The 17,844-nt window shown below is 69.0% G+C and carries 19 protein-coding genes; 1 reads left to right on the forward strand and 18 read right to left on the reverse strand.

Translation table 11 applies throughout. The features are described 5' to 3' along the window. Nucleotides 1-139: 139 nt before the first annotated feature. Nucleotides 140-1,069, forward strand: coding sequence for an NAD-dependent epimerase/dehydratase family protein (locus ACHZD8_RS12990; protein WP_394770848.1), 930 nt, complete (start codon nucleotides 140-142; stop codon nucleotides 1,067-1,069). Here the strand turns inward: ACHZD8_RS12990 and ACHZD8_RS12995 are convergent. The 18 genes from ACHZD8_RS12995 to ACHZD8_RS13080 all read right to left on the reverse strand — a co-directional run bounded on the left by ACHZD8_RS12995 (nucleotide 1,066) and on the right by ACHZD8_RS13080 (nucleotide 17,722). Next, a complete protein-coding gene (locus ACHZD8_RS12995) occupies nucleotides 1,066-1,554 on the reverse strand; it encodes an NUDIX domain-containing protein (protein WP_394770849.1) in 489 nt (162 codons plus the stop codon). The two genes, ACHZD8_RS12990 and ACHZD8_RS12995, sit on opposite strands and share 4 nt — an antisense overlap. Before the next feature lie 66 nt (nucleotides 1,555-1,620). Beyond that, a complete protein-coding gene (der, locus tag ACHZD8_RS13000) occupies nucleotides 1,621-3,144 on the reverse strand; it encodes a ribosome biogenesis GTPase Der (RefSeq protein ID WP_394770850.1) in 1,524 nt (507 codons plus the stop codon). Between the two features lie 48 nt (nucleotides 3,145-3,192). Then, nucleotides 3,193-3,876 (reverse strand): (d)CMP kinase, encoded by a 684-nt coding sequence (gene cmk, locus ACHZD8_RS13005; protein WP_394770851.1) that lies wholly within the window; start codon nucleotides 3,874-3,876, stop codon nucleotides 3,193-3,195. Further along, complete coding sequence (locus ACHZD8_RS13010; protein WP_394770852.1) at nucleotides 3,873-4,970, reverse strand: prephenate dehydrogenase; 1,098 nt, start codon at nucleotides 4,968-4,970, stop codon at nucleotides 3,873-3,875. The genes cmk and ACHZD8_RS13010 overlap by 4 nt, the downstream gene beginning before the upstream one ends. Continuing rightward, nucleotides 4,971-5,333 carry a chorismate mutase gene (gene aroH / locus ACHZD8_RS13015; protein WP_394770853.1) on the reverse strand — a complete coding sequence of 121 codons (363 nt, stop codon included), beginning with the start codon at nucleotides 5,331-5,333 and terminating at the stop codon, nucleotides 4,971-4,973. A 1-nt stretch (nucleotide 5,334) separates the two neighbouring features. Continuing rightward, nucleotides 5,335-6,147, reverse strand: a complete 813-nt coding sequence (locus ACHZD8_RS13020) for a pseudouridine synthase (RefSeq protein WP_394770854.1) — start codon at nucleotides 6,145-6,147, stop codon at nucleotides 5,335-5,337. After that, a complete protein-coding gene (scpB, locus tag ACHZD8_RS13025) occupies nucleotides 6,137-6,736 on the reverse strand; it encodes an SMC-Scp complex subunit ScpB (protein ID WP_394770855.1) in 600 nt (199 codons plus the stop codon). Before scpB ends, ACHZD8_RS13020 begins: the two co-directional genes overlap by 11 nt. Continuing rightward, a complete protein-coding gene (locus tag ACHZD8_RS13030; protein WP_394770856.1) occupies nucleotides 6,726-7,550 on the reverse strand; it encodes a segregation and condensation protein A in 825 nt (274 codons plus the stop codon). Before ACHZD8_RS13030 ends, scpB begins: the two co-directional genes overlap by 11 nt. Further along, nucleotides 7,534-8,424 (reverse strand): ParA family protein, encoded by an 891-nt coding sequence (locus tag ACHZD8_RS13035; RefSeq protein WP_394770857.1) that lies wholly within the window; start codon nucleotides 8,422-8,424, stop codon nucleotides 7,534-7,536. Before ACHZD8_RS13035 ends, ACHZD8_RS13030 begins: the two co-directional genes overlap by 17 nt. A gap of 257 nt (nucleotides 8,425-8,681) precedes the next feature. Next, nucleotides 8,682-9,698, reverse strand: a complete 1,017-nt coding sequence (gene xerD, locus ACHZD8_RS13040) for a site-specific tyrosine recombinase XerD (protein WP_394770858.1) — start codon at nucleotides 9,696-9,698, stop codon at nucleotides 8,682-8,684. Next, nucleotides 9,613-10,245 carry an NUDIX domain-containing protein gene (locus ACHZD8_RS13045; protein ID WP_394770859.1) on the reverse strand — a complete coding sequence of 211 codons (633 nt, stop codon included), beginning with the start codon at nucleotides 10,243-10,245 and terminating at the stop codon, nucleotides 9,613-9,615. The genes xerD and ACHZD8_RS13045 overlap by 86 nt, the downstream gene beginning before the upstream one ends. A 7-nt stretch (nucleotides 10,246-10,252) precedes the next feature. Further along, a complete protein-coding gene (locus ACHZD8_RS13050; protein WP_394770860.1) occupies nucleotides 10,253-11,896 on the reverse strand; it encodes a CTP synthase in 1,644 nt (547 codons plus the stop codon). A 122-nt stretch (nucleotides 11,897-12,018) separates the two neighbouring features. Continuing rightward, nucleotides 12,019-13,716 carry a DNA repair protein RecN gene (gene recN / locus ACHZD8_RS13055; protein ID WP_394770861.1) on the reverse strand — a complete coding sequence of 566 codons (1,698 nt, stop codon included), beginning with the start codon at nucleotides 13,714-13,716 and terminating at the stop codon, nucleotides 12,019-12,021. Further along, a complete protein-coding gene (locus ACHZD8_RS13060) occupies nucleotides 13,713-14,621 on the reverse strand; it encodes an NAD kinase (protein ID WP_394770866.1) in 909 nt (302 codons plus the stop codon). Before ACHZD8_RS13060 ends, recN begins: the two co-directional genes overlap by 4 nt. Nucleotides 14,622-14,705: 84 nt before the next feature. Further along, complete coding sequence (locus ACHZD8_RS13065) at nucleotides 14,706-15,509, reverse strand: TlyA family RNA methyltransferase (RefSeq protein ID WP_394770862.1); 804 nt, start codon at nucleotides 15,507-15,509, stop codon at nucleotides 14,706-14,708. Next, nucleotides 15,502-15,687 carry a hypothetical protein gene (locus ACHZD8_RS13070; RefSeq protein ID WP_394770863.1) on the reverse strand — a complete coding sequence of 62 codons (186 nt, stop codon included), beginning with the start codon at nucleotides 15,685-15,687 and terminating at the stop codon, nucleotides 15,502-15,504. The genes ACHZD8_RS13065 and ACHZD8_RS13070 overlap by 8 nt, the downstream gene beginning before the upstream one ends. A gap of 9 nt (nucleotides 15,688-15,696) precedes the next feature. Further along, nucleotides 15,697-16,734, reverse strand: coding sequence for an HAD-IIA family hydrolase (locus ACHZD8_RS13075; protein WP_394770864.1), 1,038 nt, complete (start codon nucleotides 16,732-16,734; stop codon nucleotides 15,697-15,699). Next, nucleotides 16,694-17,722: a hypothetical protein gene (locus tag ACHZD8_RS13080; RefSeq protein WP_394770865.1), complete on the reverse strand. Its 1,029-nt coding sequence runs from the start codon at nucleotides 17,720-17,722 to the stop codon at nucleotides 16,694-16,696. The genes ACHZD8_RS13075 and ACHZD8_RS13080 overlap by 41 nt, the downstream gene beginning before the upstream one ends. Nucleotides 17,723-17,844: the final 122 nt, after the last annotated feature.

A 17,844-nucleotide genomic window follows, 5' to 3' on the forward strand; every position in this document is an offset into this window, starting at 1 on the left:
GGAAACGTCACGGCTACCGCACCCCCGCAGAAGTCCTCAGCGAGATACTCTCGAACCAGTCAAATCAAACCAGTGTTGCGACCACCACCTGAATTCGCCCATCCTTGATCAAAAGACGGAACTAAACCCAGGCCGAATCATGACACCCGAGCATGTGATCTTCGGCACCGGCCCGGTGGGGCGCGCCACGATGCACGCCCTGGTGAACCGCGGCCAGAGCGTGCGCATGGTCAATCGATCGGGCCGGGCGAGCGTGCCGGATGGCGTGGAGGTCGTGGGCGGGGACGCCATGAACCACGAGTTCACCCGATCCGTGTCGGTCGGGGCAGCGGCGGTCTATCAGATCCTCAACCCGCCCTACTATCTGTGGGCGCAGGACTTTCCCGCCCTCCAGGCGAGTGTGCTGGCGGCGGCAGCGACTAATGGTGCCCTCTTCGTGAACATGGACAACCTGTACTCCTACGGCCGTCCCGACGATGAACCGCTCACCGAACTCACCCCGGAGAATCCGCATACCCGCAAGGGCGAGGTACGCAAACGGATGGCGGACACGCTGTGGAGGGCGCGCGCCGAGGGCCGGGTGCGGGTGGTCAGCGGGCGGGCATCCGACTACTTCGGTCCCGGCGGCGGGGAGTCCTCGCCGCTCGGCGACCGGGTGTTCCCCCGCGTGCTCGAGGGCAAGAACGTAAGCGTGATCGGCGACCCGGACAGGCTGCACAGCTACACGTTCATCCCGGACATCGGCGAGGGGCTCGCGACTCTCGCCCTCACGCCCGAGGCGGAGGGCGAGGTGTGGCACCTGCCCAACGATCCGCATCCGCAGTCGACGCGCCGCATGATCGAGACGGCCTACCGGCTCGCCGGAACAACGGGCAAGGTGGGCAGCATCCCGAAGGTGGCACTGCGCATGCTCGGACTCGCCAACCGCACGATTCGCGAGGTCGTGGAGATGACCTACGAGTTCGAGGAGGACTTCGTGGTCGACAGCACGAAGATCACCCGTCTGGGGATCACCGCGACGCCGATCGACGAGGCGATCGAGAAGACTCTCGCGAGCTACCGCCGCTAGTCGAGAAACGCGCGCAGGTCGGGCCACGCCGCGGCGAACCCGGGATGCAGGCTCAGCTCGGTGACCTCGTCCACCAGCACCCAGCGCAGCTCGGCACTCTCCGCGTCGGCGATCACCGGCTCGAACTCCTCGATAGCCTCTGCGACGACCGTCGTGTACGACCAATAGCCGAGGTCGAGAACGGAGGTGTGCAGGATGCGCAGCAACTCGGGCGGCACCGTCGCCTCTTCGGCGGCCTCCCGCAGCGCGCCATCCACCGCCGACTCCCCCGCCTTGCGCGCGCCGCCCGGCAGGCCCCAGGTGCCTCCGAAGTGACTCCAGCCCACCCGGTGCTGCAGCAGCACGCCGAGGGAGCGGTGCCAGACCAGCAGGCCGGCCGCGCCGAAGCGGCCCCAGAACTTCTCGCCGTCGGGGCCCTGAACCCAGGCGTCGCCCGAGTCACGCACGCCGTAGGGCGGCAGGGGCGGAGGGATGTCGTTGCTCACCTCTTAAGCATGCGCCCCTCGAGGCGCCGCGCAGGCACATTTGCGCCGAACGACGCCGGCCACTCGCTACGTGCGCTTGCGACGCTCGCGCACCCGCATGTTGACGTTGATCGGGCTTCCCTCGAAACCGAAGATCTCGCGCAGGCGCCGGGTGATGAAACGACGGTAGCCCGGGTCGAGGAATCCGGTCGTGAAGAGCACGAACGTCGGCGGCCGTGTGGCCGCCTGGGTTCCGAACAGGATGCGGGGCTGCTTGCCGCCACGCACGGGGTGCGGATGCTCGGACGCGAGCTCGGCGACCAGGGCGTTGAACTTGCCGGTGGGGATGCGGGTGTCCCAGGACTTGAGCGCGAGCTCCAGCGCCGGCACGAGCTTTTCCAGGTGGCGACCGGTGCGTGCGGAGATGTTCACGCGCGGGGCCCAGGCCACGTGGGCGAGGTCCTGTTCGATCTCCCGCTCGAGGTACCGGCGACGGTCGTCGTCCAGCAGGTCCCACTTGTTGAAGGCGAGCACGAGGGCGCGGCCCGACTCGAGCACGAGGTCGATGATGCGCACGTCCTGCTCGCTGATGACGTCACTCACGTCGAGCACCACCACGGCTACTTCGGCCTTCTCGAGGGCGGCGCTCGTGCGCAGCGAGGCGTAGAAGTCGGCGCCCTGGGCGAGGTTCATGCGACGACGGATGCCGGCGGTGTCGACGAAGCGCCAGACCTTGCCGCCGAGCTCGACCTGCTCGTCGACCGGGTCGCGCGTGGTTCCGGCGAGCTCGTTCACGACGACCCGCTCCTCGCCGACCGCCTTGTTGAGCAGGCTCGACTTGCCCACGTTCGGGCGGCCGAGGATGGCGACGCGACGCGGGCCGCCCACCTCTTCCTTCGCCACGGTGGACACCTCGGGCAGCACGGTGAGCACGTGGTCGAGCAGGTCGGCCACTCCCCTGCCGTGAAGTGCCGAGACGGGCCAGGGCTGGCCGAGGCCGAGGCTCCAGAGACCGGCGGCCTCCGGCTCCTGGCGGGCGTCATCCACCTTGTTGGCCACGAGAATCACCGGCTTCTTGGTGGCGCGCAGCATGCGCACCACGTGCTCGTCGGTGGAGGTCGCGCCGACGTTGGCGTCGACGATGAAGAGCACGGCATCGGCGAGTTCGACCGCGATCTCGGCCTGCGCCGCGACGGAGGCGTTGATCCCCTTGGCGTCCGGCTCCCATCCGCCGGTGTCCATCAGGGTGAAGCGGCGCACGCCGTGTTCGGCCTTGTAGGCCACCCGGTCGCGCGTGACACCGGGGGTGTCCTGAACGACGGCCTCTCGGCGCCCGAGGATGCGGTTGACGAGCGCCGACTTGCCCACGTTCGGGCGGCCGACGATGGCGAGCACGGGCAACGCCGGGAGGTAGACGATGGCGTCCGGGTCGTCGGTCGCGGTCTCGAGAATGTCGAGGTCTTCCTCGTTGAGGTCGTAGTCCTCGAGGCCGGCACGGAGGGCGTTGGCGCGCATCAGCGCGTCCGACTCGTCCAGCTCGGCGATCTTCTCGCTCAGCTTGGGGTCGAGGTCGCCGTACTCGTCGTGCTCTTGGTCGTTGTTGTCTGGCATGGGGCTTTTCCTTATGAGGTCTCGATGCGCCCGACGGTTCGCGTCGTGCTACTCGACCCGCGATGTGCGCACTAGGTCCACGACCGCCGAGACGGTCTGGTCGAAGTCGAGATTGGTGGAATCGATGGTGGTCACACCATCTGCGGCGTTCATGAAGTCGACAACCCGGGAATCCTGGGCATCGCGTGAACTGAGTTGCTCGGCGACGGCTCTGGCCGAGTGCTCCGGTGTTTCAGCCGACCGCCTCGCCATTCTAGCTTCTTCGGATGCCGTGAGCAGAATCCGCACATCGGCGTCCGGAGCGACGACGGTGGTGATGTCCCGCCCCTCGGTGATGATGCCCGGGCGATCGCTCGCCTCGATCACCCGCCGGAAGAGTTCGACGAGGCGCGCGCGCACCGCGGGGATGCGGGCGATGGCGCTCACCACGCCGGTGACGCGGGGTTCGCGAATGGCCTGGGTCACATCCGTTCCGCCGACTCGCACGAAGTAATCGTCCGGGTCGGTGCCGATGCGATAGTCGAAGGAGTCGAGTGAGGCCAGCACCGCATCCGCGTCCTCGGTGTCGACTCCGTGCTCGAGCGCGTTCCAGGCCAGCGCGCGGTACGCGGCGCCGCTGTCCTGGTAGTCGAAGCCGAGTTCGCGGGCGGCCGCCCGGCTCACGCTGGACTTGCCGCTGCCCGCCGGGCCGTCGACGGCCACGATTGTTCGTGCGTCTTCAATTCCCGTCACTTCCACGCCCCCGCAATCTTCCAGCCGCCGGCCTCGAGCTCCGCGGCGAGTCGTTCCTCCACCTCGGTGAGCACCGAGATCTCGGCGAGCCCGATCTGTGCGCCGGGCGAATGCTCCAGTCTGAGGTCTTCCATGTTCACTCCGGCCTGGCCGATCTCGGTGAGCAGGCGGGCGAGCTCGCCCGGCTTGTCGTCCACCATCACCACGAGCTGGCCGAAGCGACGATCCTGGCCGTGCTTGCCCGGGATGCGGGACACCCCGGAGTTGCCGGCGGCGAGCGACTCGGCCACGGCCCGGCGCGCTCCCGCGACATCCGGCGCCTCGAGTGCCGAGACGATCGCGTCGAGGTCCTCGCGGTAGGCGTGCAGGATGCGGACGACCTCGGCCGAGTTCGCCCCCAGGATCTGCACCCACAGCTCCGGGTCGCTCGACGCGATCCGGGTCGTGTCGCGAAGTCCCTGGCCGGCGAGGGACAGCGCCGACTCGGGCGCCGAATTGAGCCTGGCCGCGAGCAGGGACGCGATCACCTGGGGCACGTGCGAGACGAGGGCGACGGACGAGTCGTGCTGTTCGGCGGTCATGGTCACCGGCACGGCGCCGAGGTCGAGCACGAGGTCCTCGATCACTCCCACCTCGCCGAACGGAGTCGGGCCGTGCGGGGTGATCACCCACGGCCGGCCGATGAACAGGTCGGCCCGTGCGGAGATCGCGCCCCCGCGCTCCCGGCCGGCGAGCGGGTGAGACCCGATGTAGCGGCCGACATCGGCACCGGTCGCCAGCAACTCGGCAAGCGGTGCCGCCTTCACGCTCGCGACGTCGGTGACGAGGGCGTCCGGAAAGGCGGCGAGTTCGGCGGCGATCACGGCGGCGGTCACATCCGGGGGCACGGCCACCACGATGAGGGTGGGGTTGTCGGTGTCGCGCGCCGGGCGACCCGCTCCGTAGTCGATGGCCAGGCGCAGGTTTGCCGGGGACGCGTCGTGCACGATCACGTCGACACCCTTGGCGCGCAGGCCGAGACCGACGCTCGCGCCGAGCAGGCCGGCACCCACGACGCGCACTTCACCGACGATCCGACTGTTCACGTCCACCACCTACTGGGCAAGGTCGAGGCGAAGCTGGACTGCCCCGCGAAGATAAGTGTGCTGGATGTAGCGCCTCGGCGTATCGCTCTCCACGAGCGCCATCAGCCGGATCACACGGGGCATCGAGCCCACGACGTTCATCTCCACCGCGCACATGAGGGGCACGTCGCCGAGGCCCAACTCTCGCGCGGCCAGGGCAGGGAACTCGCTCGTGATGTCCGGGGTCGCCGTGAACATCACCGAGATGAGCGCCTCGGTATCGATCTCGTTCGCGTGCAGCGACTTGGCCAGCAGTTCCGCGGTCGCCCGCAGCACCTCGTCCCGGTCGTCCCGATCCACTTGGATGGCGCCGCGGATAGCCCGCACCCCCACGCTAGTCCGCCTCTGTCGCGGAGGCAGCGGGACCGGCGGCGTCGGCATCCGCGCTCGTCGCGTCGCGGGAGATCGTGAGGAGGGCGCCGAGTTCCGCCTTGGTGAGATCGCGGATCTCCCCGGGCGCGAGCGTGCCGAGGTGCAGGGGGCCGAACTGGCGGCGCACGAGGTCGATCACCGGGTGGCCGACCGCCTCGAGCATCCGGCGCACGATGCGGTTGCGTCCGGAGTGCAGGGTGATCTCCACCACGGTCTCGCTCGCGCCGGCCTGCCCGATGATGCGGGCCTTGTCGGCGGCGATCGGGCCGTCCTCGAGGTCGACGCCGGTGGTGAGCCTGCCGATCGTCTGCGGAGAGACGCGTCCCTCCACCTTGGCGATGTAGGTCTTGAGCACGCCGAACGATGGATGCGCGAGCACGTGGGCCAGCTCTCCGTCGTTGGTGAGGATGAGCAGGCCAGAGGTCTGCGCGTCGAGTCGGCCCACGTTGAACAGCCGCTCGTCGTAGCGCGAAACGAACCGCTGCAGGTCCGGCCGGCCGCGGTCGTCCTGCAGCGAGCTGACGATGCCCACCGGCTTGTTGAGCATGAGGTAGCGCCGCGAGGTGTCGAGTTGGATGGCCACGCCATCCACCGAGACCAGGTCGGTCTCCTGCACCCGGCGACCGAGTTCGGTCACCACCTCGCCGTTCACCTGCACCCGGCCGGCCTCGATCATGTTCTCGGAAACGCGCCGGGACGCGACCCCGGCCGCGGCCATCAGCTTCTGCAGGCGCACCCCGTCGTCGGCGGCCTCGCGCCCGGCGTCAGGCGACATCGTCGAATCCGTTCGATCCGTCGGAGAGCAGGGGCGAGATCTGGGGCAGCTCGTCGAGGGAGTTGACCCCGAGCTGGCTCAGCAGCACGTCGGTGGTTGCATAGTGGATGGCTCCGGTCTCGCTGTCGGTGAAGGCCTCGGTGATGAGACCGCGGCCGAGGAGGGTGCGCACGACGGAATCGACGTTGACGGCACGGATCGAGGCGATCGCGCCCCGGCTGATGGGCTGCTTGTAGGCGATCACGGCGAGCGTCTCGAGCGCCGCCTGCGACAGCCGGGACGGGTTCTGGGTGAGCACGAAGTCGCGCACGACGTCGTCGTAGTCCCCGCGCACGTAGATGCGCCAGCCGCCGCCCACCTCGCGCAGCTCGAAACCGCGTCGAACACCGCCGTCGACGCCGTCGAAGTCGGCGACGAGCCGGTCGATGGACTGCCGCACCGCGGCGACCGGCGCACCGAGAGAGGTCGCGAGGCTCACGAGGCTCTGCGGCTCGTCCGCCACCATGAGGATCGCCTCGAGGGCCCGCTCCAGGTCGATCGTGGTCGCGGGGGCGTCGGCCTCGGTCCCGTCGATAAGGTCAATTGTCATAGTCGGCTCCCAAACTAGCCAGGCTTTCTTCCGACCATTGCTCGGCGGTCCACTGGATGGTCAGTTCGCCCAGCGGTTCCAGCTGGTCGAACGAAATCGTGGTGCCGCGGTACAGCTCGAGGATGGCGAGAAAGCGTGCGACGATCACCCCGGTGAGGTCGGCCCCGGCGATGAGCTGGCGAAAGGTCATCGGCACTCCCCCGCGCAACAGGGCCACGACGTAGGCCGCCTGCTCCCGGATGCTGACGAGGGGCGCGTGCAGGTGGTCGAGCCCAACAGTCGGCAGTTCGCGCGGCGCGAGGGCGAGGGCGGCGAGGGCCGCGAAGTCGTCGGGGCTCAGCGTCCAGACGAGCTCCGGCGTCTGCTTGCGGTACTTCTCCTCGAGGCGGACGGATCGCACGTGCCTGGTCGCCTCGGTCTCGAGCGCGGTGGAGAACCACGCCGTCACCTCCTTGAAGGCCCGGTATTGCAGCAGTCGGGCAAAGAGCAGGTCGCGGGCCTCGAGAAGCGCCACGTCCTCGGCATCCACCAGTTCGCCCTGGGGAAGCAGCCCGGCCACCTTGAGGTCGAGCAGCGTGGCCGCCACGACGAGGAACTCGCTCGCCTGGTCGAGCTCCTCCACCGAGTCGAGCTCGCGGAGGTAGGCGATGAATTCGGTGGTGACGATGCTCAGCGAGATCTCGGTGACATCCATCTCGTGCTTCGCGATGAGCGAGAGCAGGAGGTCGAACGGTCCGTTGAAGTTGGTGAGCCGCACCGAGAATCCGGAGGCCGCGACCTCCTCGAGCGCGTCGGAGCTAGGCGATTGCGCCACGGGTGATCAACTCTCTGGCCAGCTGGCGGTAGGCCTCCGCCGCCTGGTGGTCAGGGGCGAACTGGGTGATGGGCGCCCCGGCGACGCTCGCATCCGGAAACTTCACGGTTCGGCCGATCACGGTCTCGAACACCTTGTCGCCGAAGGTCTCGACGACGCGCTCGAGCACCTCGCGCGAGTGCAGGGTGCGGGAGTCGTACATGGTGGCAAGGATGCCGTCCAACTCGAGGGCCGGGTTGAGCCGGTCCTTGACCTTGTCGATCGTCTCCACGAGCAGCGCCACTCCGCGCAGGGCGAAGAACTCGCACTCGAGCGGGATGAGCACGCCGTGCGCCGCGGTGAGCGCGTTGACCGTGAGCAGGCCGAGGGAAGGTTGGCAGTCGATCAGGATGACGTCGTAGTCGTCCTTCACCTGGCGGAGCACCCGGGCCAGAATCTGTTCGCGGGCCACCTCGTTCACGAGGTGCACCTCCGCGGCCGAGAGGTCGATGTTCGCGGGGATCACGTCCAGGTTCGGCGTGGCCGTCTGCTGGATAGCCTGGTGGGCGTCCTTGACCGTGCCCAGCATGAGGTCGTAGATGTTCGGGACGTCGTGGGACGCGATGCCGAGGCCGGCGGAGAGGGCGCCCTGCGGGTCGAAGTCCACGGCGAGCACGCGGCGTCCGTAGTCGGCGAGGGAGGCACCGAGGCTGATCGCCGTGGTCGTCTTGCCGACGCCGCCCTTCTGGTTGCAGAGGGAGATGATGCGGGCCGGGCCGTGGCCCTTGAGCGGGGCGGGAACCGCGAAGACGGTGCGGGGTCGGCCGGTCGGGCCATTCGGAGCGAGTTCGAAACCGGTGAGCTGTTCGGCCGTTTCGTTGCGCTTCGCTGTCATCCCGACATTCCTTACCCTTGGTCGCCGGCCGCTGCCGATTGCCTCGATTCTACCGAAGCGAGTGGGGATGCCCGCCGCGACCCGCGCGCGCCGCCGGATCGCCGGGGCCCGTCACCTGCCAGCAGCCCGTGGTGGCGGGAGATAACGTCCGGCGGCGGGGGTTAGGACTCCCTCCGCGACGCGGTTTCCCCGCCGAGAGCCGTCACAACCCCCGCCGCGAGCAAATCTCCCGGCCCCGTACCCAGTCGGATGCCCGGTCAGCGTGCCCGCGGATGCGCCGTCGTGTACATGTCCCGCAGCGTGTCCGCGGTCACGAGCGTGTAGATCTGGGTCGTCGCCACCGAGGAGTGTCCGAGGAGTTCCTGCACGACCCGCACGTCCGCGCCACCCGCGAGGAGATGGGTGGCGAAGGAGTGACGGAAGGTGTGTGGCGAGATCTCGATGCCGAGCTTCGCCTGCTCCGCCCGGGCACGGATGATCAGCCACGCGTTCTGCCGGGACACCCGCTGGCCCCGCAGCCCGAGGAACAGCGCCGGCGTGGATGGGCCGCGCACGGACAGGATGGGCCTGGCCCGCACGAGGTACGCGTCGATCGCCGCCCGCGCGTAGCTGCCGAGGGGCACGATGCGCTGCTTTCCGCCCTTACCGAACAGCCGCACGACATCCGCGCTGCCCTCCTCCACGCCCAGCACGTCGTCCACGTTGAGGTCGACCGCCTCGGAGATGCGCGCGCCGGTCGCGTACAGCAGCTCCAGCAGCGCCTTGTCGCGCAGGGACTGGATGTCGTCGCCGCCGGCCGCGTCGAGCACGGCAGCCATCTGCTCGATGGTGATCGCCTTCGGCAGCCGACTCGCGAGCTTGGGCGGCTTCACGTCGGAGGCGACATCCTCCGGCACGAGCCGCTCCTCGAGCAGGAACCGGTGGAAGCCCCGCACCGAAGACAGCATCCGCGCCATCGACGAGGCGGTGAGCGGCGAGTCGGGCCGGGTGCGCAGTTGCTGCGCGAAGGCCGAGACATCGGCCTCGGCGACGCCCTCCGGGGTCGTGACCCCGCGGGCGCGGAGCGAGCCGAGATAGCTGGCGAGGTCGCGGCGGTAGGCAGCGACGGTGTTGGCCGACAGGCCGCGCTCGATCGAGACGTGCCTGAGGTACCGGTCGAGCGCTCGGTCGAGCGCCGTCGGGGGCTCGCTAGTCACCGGGCGAGAATTTCGGATGCCGCGGCCACGGCGACTCGGCGTCGCCGAGGGTCGACCAGCCGCGCTCGCGGGCGGCATGCGCGGCGAGCACCGCGAAGGACAGGATCGAGTTCGCCACGCGGCGGTTCAGCACGGCATCCACCACCTCCTCGAGGTCTACCCACCTCTTCTCGAGGTCGGCCTCCTCGTCCTCGCGCTCGAACGCGTGCGGCGCATCGCTCACGCCGCGGGCGAGATACACACGGATCGCCTCGTTGCTCCCGCCGGGAGAGGTCGCGAAGTCGCAGAGCAGGTCCCACCGCTCGGCCACGAGATCCACCTCTTCGGCGAGTTCCCGTTGCGCGGCCGTGACGGGCGATTCGCCGTCGAGATCGAGCAGGCCGGCGGGGATCTCCCAGTCGCGGGCACCGATCGGATGCCGGTACTGCTTGATCAGGAGCACCCGGCCGCGCTCGTCCAGGGCGAGCACCGCCACCGCGCCGGTGTGGTCGATGTAGTCCCGGGCGATGACGTCGTCGCCGTAGGCAAAGGTCTCATGGCGCACGTTCCACACCCGGCCCTCAAAGACCACCGCGCTCGAGGTGATCGCGACGGGGTACGGTTCGTCGACCAGTTCGCCGTTCATGGTTCGCTCAGGCGTCCGTGACCGGGAACAGGCGGCTTGCCTCCTGGCGTTCGCGCGCCGCCCCGACGAGTCCCTTGAACAGCGGGTGGGCGCGGTTGGGGCGCGAACGCAGCTCCGGGTGCGCCTGCGTTCCCACGTAGTACGGGTGCACGTCGCTCGGCAGCTCCACGAACTCCACGAGATGCCCATCCGGCGATACTCCGGAGAACCAGAGCCCGGCGTCGGAAATCCGGCCGCGGTAGGCGTTGTTCACCTCGTAGCGGTGCCGATGCCGCTCGGACACCTGCGCGGCACCGTAGACACCGGCCACGATCGAGCCGTCGGCAAGATCGGCCGGGTAGAGCCCGAGTCGCATGGTGCCGCCGAGGTCGCCCCCGGCGATGATGTCCACCTGCTCCGCCATCGTGGCGATCACCGGAAACTCGGTCTCCGGGTCGAACTCCGACGACGACGCCCCCTCGAGGCCCACGACGTTGCGGGCGTACTCGATCACCATGCACTGCAGGCCGAGGCACAGTCCGAGCGCCGGGATGTTGTTCTCCCGCGCGAACCGCAGGGCGCCGAGCTTGCCCTCGATGCCGCGCACGCCGAATCCTCCGGGCACGCAGATTCCGTCGACGTCGGAGAGCAGGCGGGCGGCGCCCTCCGGTGTCTCGCACTCGTCGGACGGGATCCAGCGGATGTTGACCTTGGTCTGCTGCGCGAAGCCGCCGGCGCGCAACGCCTCGGTCACCGAGAGGTACGCGTCCGGCAGGTCGATGTACTTGCCGACGAGACCGATGGTCACGTCGAACTTGGGCTCGTGCACCGCGGCGAGAAGGTCGCTCCAGCCCGACCAGTCGACGTCGTTCGCCTCGAGTCCGAAGTGCTCGATGATGTACCCGTCGAGACCCTGGTCGTGCAGCATGGTCGGGATGTCGTAGATCGACGGCACGTCGATCGCGTTGACCACGGCCTCGGGATCCACGTCGCACATCAGGGCGATCTTGCGGTTCATCGATTCGGGCACCGGCCGGTCGGAGCGGAGCACGATGGCATCCGGCTGGATACCGATCGACCGCAGGGCCGCGACGGAATGCTGGGTGGGCTTGGTCTTCTGCTCGCCGGACGCGTTGAGGTAGGGCACGAGCGAGACGTGCACGAAGAAGCAGTTGGAACGGCCGATCTCGTGCCGCACCTGGCGCGCCGCCTCGAGGAAGGGCTGGGACTCGATGTCGCCCACGGTGCCGCCGACCTCGGTGATGATCACGTCTGGCCGATCGTCGCCAGCCTCGACAGATGCCTGGAGGCGCATACGTCGCTTGATCTCGTCGGTGATGTGCGGAATCACCTGGACGGTGTCGCCCAGGTACTCGCCCCGACGCTCCTTGGCGATCACCGTGGAATAGATCTGGCCGGTGGTGACGTTGGCCGCCTGGTTGAGGTTGATGTCGAGGAAGCGCTCGTAGTGCCCGATGTCGAGGTCGGTCTCCGCGCCGTCGTCGGTCACGAACACCTCGCCGTGCTGGAACGGGTTCATCGTGCCCGGGTCCACGTTGAGATACGGGTCTAGCTTCTGCATGACCACGCGGAGACCCCGCGCGGTGAGAAGGTTGCCGAGACTGGCTGCCGTGAGTCCCTTACCGAGACTCGAAACGACACCACCCGTCACGAAAATATGTTTGGTAACGTCCGCGCTCTGTTTAACCACCACGGGATTACAGACTATCACCGGGCCTCGCCCACTTTCGGCCACCGACAGGCCCGTTTCGCCCGCGGCGGAACGCCGATCCGTCAGCTGTCGAGTGCGCGCGCCGTGTCGAGCAGTTCGCGGGCGTGAGCCAGGCCGCTCTCGGAGTCGGGCAGCCCGGAGAGCAGCCGCGCCATCTCGGCGATCCGCTCCTCGCCGTGGAGCTGCTGCACGCTGCTCGCCGTCACCGCCCCGTCGCTGTCCTTCACGACCCGGAGGTGATTGGTGGAGAAGGCGGCGACCTGTGCGAGGTGGGTCACGACTATCACCTGGGCGGTGCGGGAGAGCCGGGCGAGGCGACGTCCGACCTCGATCGCCGACGCGCCGCCCACCCCGGCATCCACCTCGTCGAAGATGAAGGTCGGCACCGGGTCGCTGCCCGCGATCACCACCTCGATCGCGAGCATCACGCGGGAGAGCTCTCCCCCGGACGCGCCACGGCCGAGCGCTCGCGGCTCGGCACCCTGGTGCGGGGCGAGCAGGATCGACACGGTGTCTTTGCCGGTGAGCCCGTAGTCCTCGCGGTCGGTGACCTCCACCACCAGCCGGGCGTTCTGCATCGCGAGCGCACCGAGTTCGGCCGTCACCCGCTCGGAGAGTCGAACGGCTGCCTCCCGGCGCACATCGCTCAGCCGTGCGGCGAGGTCGACGACGAGCTCGCGGCCGGCGGCGACCTCCGCCGCCAGGCTCTCGATGCGGTCGGCGTCGTGGTCGAGTTCGAGCAGGCGGGTGCTTCCGCTCTCGAGGTAGTCGATGGTGTCGTCGAGGGTCGGACCGTATTTGCGGATGAGCGAACCGAGCACGGCCCGGCGTTCGTTCACGGCCTCGAGCTCGCGGCCGCCATCGGTGTCGAGTCCTCCGAGATAGCTGGAGACCTGGCTGGACACGTCCGCCATGACGAAGCTCGCGTTGGCGATGGCCTCGACGATCGGCTCGAGCGCTGGGTCATGGCTCGACACCCGCTCGAGCTGGCGTCTGGCCGTGTCGAGCAGACCAATCACGTCGCGCGGCTCGTCGAGACTCTCCGACGACAGGAGTTCGTGCGCCTGGCCGGCGGCGAGGCGGAGGTCTTCCAGGTTGGTCAGGATCTCGGCTCGTTCGGCGAGCTCGGCGTCTTCACCGGGCTTCGGGTCGGCCTCCTCGATCTCGGCCATCGCGATCCGCAGTTCCTCCGCCTCCAGCATCCGCCGATCCCGCTCGGCCACGAGCACATCGAGCTCACCCTGGTTCGACTGCCAGCGACGGTAGGTGGACTGGTAGTCCGCGAGCAGCCCGGAGAGGGTCTGGCCGGCGAACCTGTCGAGCGCCTCGCGCTGAGCCGTGGCGGAGCGGAGCCGCACCTGGTCGGACTGCCCGTGCACCACCACGAGCTGCTGGCCGATCTCGTTGAGCACTCCCACCGGCGCCGCTCGACCGCCGACGACGGCACGGCTGCGGCCGTCCTGGGAGACGGACCGGCCGAGGATGAGTTCGCCACCGTCCACATCGCCCCCGGCGTCGCGCACGCGCTCCGCCACTGCCCCGTCCGGCTCGATCTGCCAGTGGCCCTCGACTACCGCCGAACCGCCGTCCTGACGCAGAACCGATCCGTCCGACCGGTCGCCGAGCAGCAGGCCGAGCGCCGTCACGACCATGGTCTTGCCCGCGCCGGTCTCCCCGGTGAGGGCCGTGAACCCGGGGCCGAGCGGCAGGATGGCCTCGCCGATCACGCCGAGGTTGCGGATGGAGATCTCTTCGATCACTGGGACGCGCCTTCGCCGTCTGCCGGACCTCGCCAGCCGCTGGTCGGAAGGTTGAACTTGCCGACGAGACGGTCGGTGAACGGACCCTGGTGCAGGCGGGCGAGCCGCACGGGCACCGGGGATCGCCGCACGATCACGCGCGCGCCGGGCGGCAGGTCCTTGGAGCGGCGCCCGTCGCACCACAGCACTCCGATGCCCTGGGTGCGCTGAAGCACCTCCACGGCGAAGACCGACTCGGGTCCAACGACCAGCGGGCGCCCGAAGAGGGCGTGCGGGCTCAGGGGCACGAGCAGCATGGCGTCGAGGCTCGGCCAGACGACGGGTCCGCCGGCGGAGAAGGCGTACGCGGTCGATCCGGTGGGCGTCGACATGACCACACCGTCGCAGCCGAAGGAGGAGAGCGGTCGGCCGTCGACCTCGATCACGACCTCGAGCATCCGCTCCCGGCTGGCCTTCTCGACTGTCGCCTCGTTGAGGGCCCAGGTCTCGTAGATCACCTGGGACTCCACCTTCACCCGCACCGACAGGGTCATGCGCTCTTCCACGAGGTAGTCGCGGGCGAGCGCACGGCGAACCGTCTCGGTGAGGTTGTCCCGTTCGCTCTCCGCCAAGAAGCCGACGTGACCCAGGTTGACGCCAAGAAGGGGCGCGGACGAGCCTCGCGCGAGTTCGGCCGCGCGCAGGATCGTGCCGTCGCCGCCGAGCACGATCACGAGCTCCAGGTCGCCGATGTCGATGGCGTCGCCGAGCACCTTGATCGCGGTGAGGTCCGGCGCCTGAGCGAGCACGTCGGCGTACTCGTCCGGCTTGATGACGGGAGTCACGCCGGCCGCAATGAGCTGTCGGCTCACCTTCACCGCAGAGTCGAGCGAGTCCTGGCGCCCCGTGTGGGCGACGACCAGCATGTACCGTGCAGCCACTTGGTTACTCCTCGTGCGTCGGGCGATGGTGCGGTCGATCGGAGGCCCGGTCACTCCGACCCGTCGGAATCACTTCGTTCGAGACAGGGCAGAGACTCGGTCACTCCATTCTGTCGGATTGGTGCCGGCTTCCGCGCTCAGCCAAGCCAGATACTCCTGATTGCCGGCGCCTCCGAGTATTGGTGAGGAGATGAGTCCGGCTGTCGACAGTCCGAGGTCCCAGGCCGCCCAGAGCACGCCGGCTATCGCGTCGGCTCGCAGGCCGGGCTCGTGCACGATCCCCTCCCGGATTCCCGTGCGACCGACCTCGAACTGCGGCTTGATGAGGAGCACGTAATCCGCCTCGAGACCGACCGTCGCGCTGAGGGCCGGGAGCACCGTGGTCAGCGAGATGAATGACAGGTCTCCCACGACGAGACTCGCCGCGACGTGCCGACCGGCCGCCTCGTCGAGCGAGTGCGGGGTCATGTCTCGCGCGTTGAATCCCTCGATCACGGTCACGCGGGCGTCCCGGGCCACGATCGCATCGAGCTGGCCGTGCCCCACGTCGAGGGCGACCACGTTCGTTGCGCCGCGCTCGAGCAGCACCTGGCTGAACCCGCCTGTTGATGCTCCCACGTCGAGCGCCTCGCGACCCCTCGCGTCGATGCCGAACTCGTCGAGCGCGGCAAGCAGCTTGTGGGCGGCGCGGCTCACATAGTGGTCGAGCGCGGTCAGCGCGAGCACGCTGGACTCGTCGACCTTGGTAGACGGCTTGAGCACGGTCTGACCGTCGACCGTGACCGATCCGTCGGCGATCAACCGGGCGGCCTGGGTTCTCGATCGCGCGATTCCGCGCTCGGCGAGGGCCGCGTCGAGGCGCACCTCAGCCATGCTGCTGCTGAGCGTCCCCGCCCTCGAGGGTCTGCTGCAGCCGGTCGTGGATCTGGGCGAACGCGGTGGCGCGCTGGTCGAGGGGCTGGTCTTCGATGAGTCGCAGACGCGAAAGCAGCGCGTCGGTATCATCGACGCCTCCCGACGCCCCGGAAACTGTCGAGTTCTCGTCAGGCATGACTCAACGCTACCCCTCCGAATGAAGTTCGGCGGGCACGTCGAGTCCGTAGATCGCCAGCCCGGAGTCCCAGATCGCGGCGGCGCCCGCCCGTAACAGGTCGACACGCGAGTCTCCCGGTCTCCGAATGCTCAGCACGCTTCCGCTCAGGATCACCTCGGCCGAGCCCACCCGAAAGCTGCGGTCCCCGGTCGGGAGCGTCGTCTCGATCGTCTCCGGGTACGGCTCGTGGAGCTGTCGGAGGTCGTCGAGGATGAAGGTGGGGCGGGAGTTCTTGTCGGCGGCCAGTACCTGCTTGGCACGGTCGATGCCGGTGAGCACGAGGGCCGAGGCGATCCCGGCGCGGTTCGCCCCGAGGATGTCGGTGTCCAGCCGGTCACCGAGGAAGAGCGCCTTCGTCGCGCCGAACCGGGTGACCGCCTCCTCGAAGATCGCCACCTCGGGCTTGCCTGCCACCACCGGGAGCCGGCCCACCGCCGAATGCACGGCGGACACCAGAGTTCCGTTTCCCGGTGCGATTCCTCGCGCGACGGGTATCGTCCAGTCGGTGTTGGTTGCCACCCACGGGATTCCGGTGTGCAGCGCGAACGAGGCCTCGGCGAGCTGGGTCCAGCCGACCTCCGGGGCGAAGCCCTGAATCACGGCAGCCGGCGAGTCGAGCGCCGAGTCGGTCACGACGAAGCCGGCCTTGGACACCTCGCTCGTGAGTCCCTCTCCCCCGACCACGAGAATGCGGGATCCGGCCGGCACCAGCTGCGCGAGCAGACGCACGGCCGCCTGGGGCGAGGTGACCACGTCGCTGGCCGACACCTCGAGACCGAGCGACGTCAGATGAGAGGCAACGGAGGCCGCGGTGCGAGACGCGTTGTTGGTGATGTAGCCCACGCGCAGGTGCTCGGCCGCACGATTGAGGGCGTCCACGGCGTAGGGGATGGCATCCGGGCCCTGGTAGACCACGCCGTCGAGGTCGGCCAACAGGAGATCGACGCCGTCGAGCGGCGTCGCGTCAGCCACGCTCTGGCTCCGCGTGCTCTCCCTGCGTGTCATCGTCGGTCCCGGTCGCGTCGGCGGCATCGACGTCCTCGTCGAAGTCCTCCTCGACGACCTCGATCACATCGTCCTCCCCGTCACCGGCGCCGAGCGCCTCCATCGCCCGGTCGGAGCGCTGCCACCACTCCTCCGCCTCGTCCTCGCGACCGAGGTCCTCGAGCACTGCGGCGTAGGCATCGAACAGCGCCGGGCTCCAGGAGAAGGCCTTGTCCGGGTCGAGCTGTGGGATCTTCAGCTCGTCAAGAGCAGCCTCGGTCTGGCCGAGGTCCAGGCGCGCTCCGGACATCGCTATCGCGAGCTGCACCTGAACATCGACCGGAAGGGTCTCGCGGGGCACCGAACGCCCGAGTTCCAGCGCGCGGTCCGGCCGGCCGAGACCGCGTTCGCTGTCCACCATCAGGGGCAACTGGTCGTCCTTGCCGGAGATCCGGCGATAGGTGCGCAGCTCCCTCAGCGCGAGGGCGAAGTCCCCGATCGAATAGGCCGTGATGGCGAGGGTCTCGCGCACGACGGCGATGCGTCCCGCCCGCCTCGCCGCCGAGACGGCATGAGCGTGGGCGAGCGCCGGGTCGGATTCGATCAGGGTCGCGACCATCGCCAGATGGCGGGCGACGCCGTCGGCGTTCTCCTTGCTCAGGGTCTTGAGCTGGGTACGAGCGACCCGATCCAGGTCCTTGGGCTGAACGCTCTCGGGAATCTCCGGATCGTCGTGACGAGTTCGCACCGACTTCGTGCCGAACGGGTCGCGATCCTCGATCTCACGGGGCGACCGGCCCTGATAGCCCGGGCGATCACCCGATCGGTTCTCCCGCGGATTGCGGCTCAGGTCCGCCTCCGGACGACCGCGGCCCGCGCCGGCCGGCCGGTCGCCGTCGCGCCTGGGCCGGTCTCCGGCAGGTCCGCCGCGGTTGGGCCGCCCGGCTTCCGGGCGGTTGCCGCCCGGCTTCTCCCCGGGTCGCTTGCCGCGGTCTCCTGAATCGGACACGATGTCTCCCTGCTAAACGATCTCTATTGAACTGTAGTGAGTGTGTGGTTGGTGGGTTAACGCAGGATGGCCACCCCGGTGTCGGGGTGGCCATCTGTACGAAGAAGTCCGGCGGTGTCCTA

The sequence above is a fragment of the Lacisediminihabitans sp. genome (assembly GCF_043726815.1).
In the GTDB taxonomy this organism is placed as follows: Bacteria; Actinomycetota; Actinomycetes; order Actinomycetales; family Microbacteriaceae; genus Lacisediminihabitans.

What these genes read in the sequence shown, in the direction of transcription:
- xerD (WP_394770858.1), bottom strand. Translation starts at nt 9,698, where the DNA reads ATGCCGCCCGCGAGCGCGGCTGGTCGACCCTCGGCGACGCCGAGTCGC.
- ACHZD8_RS13070 (WP_394770863.1), bottom strand. Translation starts at nt 15,687, where the DNA reads ATGCCTGACGAGAACTCGACAGTTTCCGGGGCGTCGGGAGGCGTCGAT.
- ACHZD8_RS13060 (WP_394770866.1), bottom strand. Translation starts at nt 14,621, where the DNA reads ATGCTGGTCGTCGCCCACACGGGGCGCCAGGACTCGCTCGACTCTGCG.
- ACHZD8_RS12990 (WP_394770848.1), top strand. Translation starts at nt 140, where the DNA reads ATGACACCCGAGCATGTGATCTTCGGCACCGGCCCGGTGGGGCGCGCC.
- ACHZD8_RS13035 (WP_394770857.1), bottom strand. Translation starts at nt 8,424, where the DNA reads ATGACAGCGAAGCGCAACGAAACGGCCGAACAGCTCACCGGTTTCGAA.
- scpB (WP_394770855.1), bottom strand. Translation starts at nt 6,736, where the DNA reads ATGACAATTGACCTTATCGACGGGACCGAGGCCGACGCCCCCGCGACC.
- ACHZD8_RS13075 (WP_394770864.1), bottom strand. Translation starts at nt 16,734, where the DNA reads ATGACACGCAGGGAGAGCACGCGGAGCCAGAGCGTGGCTGACGCGACG.
- ACHZD8_RS13020 (WP_394770854.1), bottom strand. Translation starts at nt 6,147, where the DNA reads ATGTCGCCTGACGCCGGGCGCGAGGCCGCCGACGACGGGGTGCGCCTG.
- ACHZD8_RS13065 (WP_394770862.1), bottom strand. Translation starts at nt 15,509, where the DNA reads ATGGCTGAGGTGCGCCTCGACGCGGCCCTCGCCGAGCGCGGAATCGCG.
- ACHZD8_RS13045 (WP_394770859.1), bottom strand. Translation starts at nt 10,245, where the DNA reads ATGAACGGCGAACTGGTCGACGAACCGTACCCCGTCGCGATCACCTCG.
- der (WP_394770850.1), bottom strand. Translation starts at nt 3,144, where the DNA reads ATGCCAGACAACAACGACCAAGAGCACGACGAGTACGGCGACCTCGAC.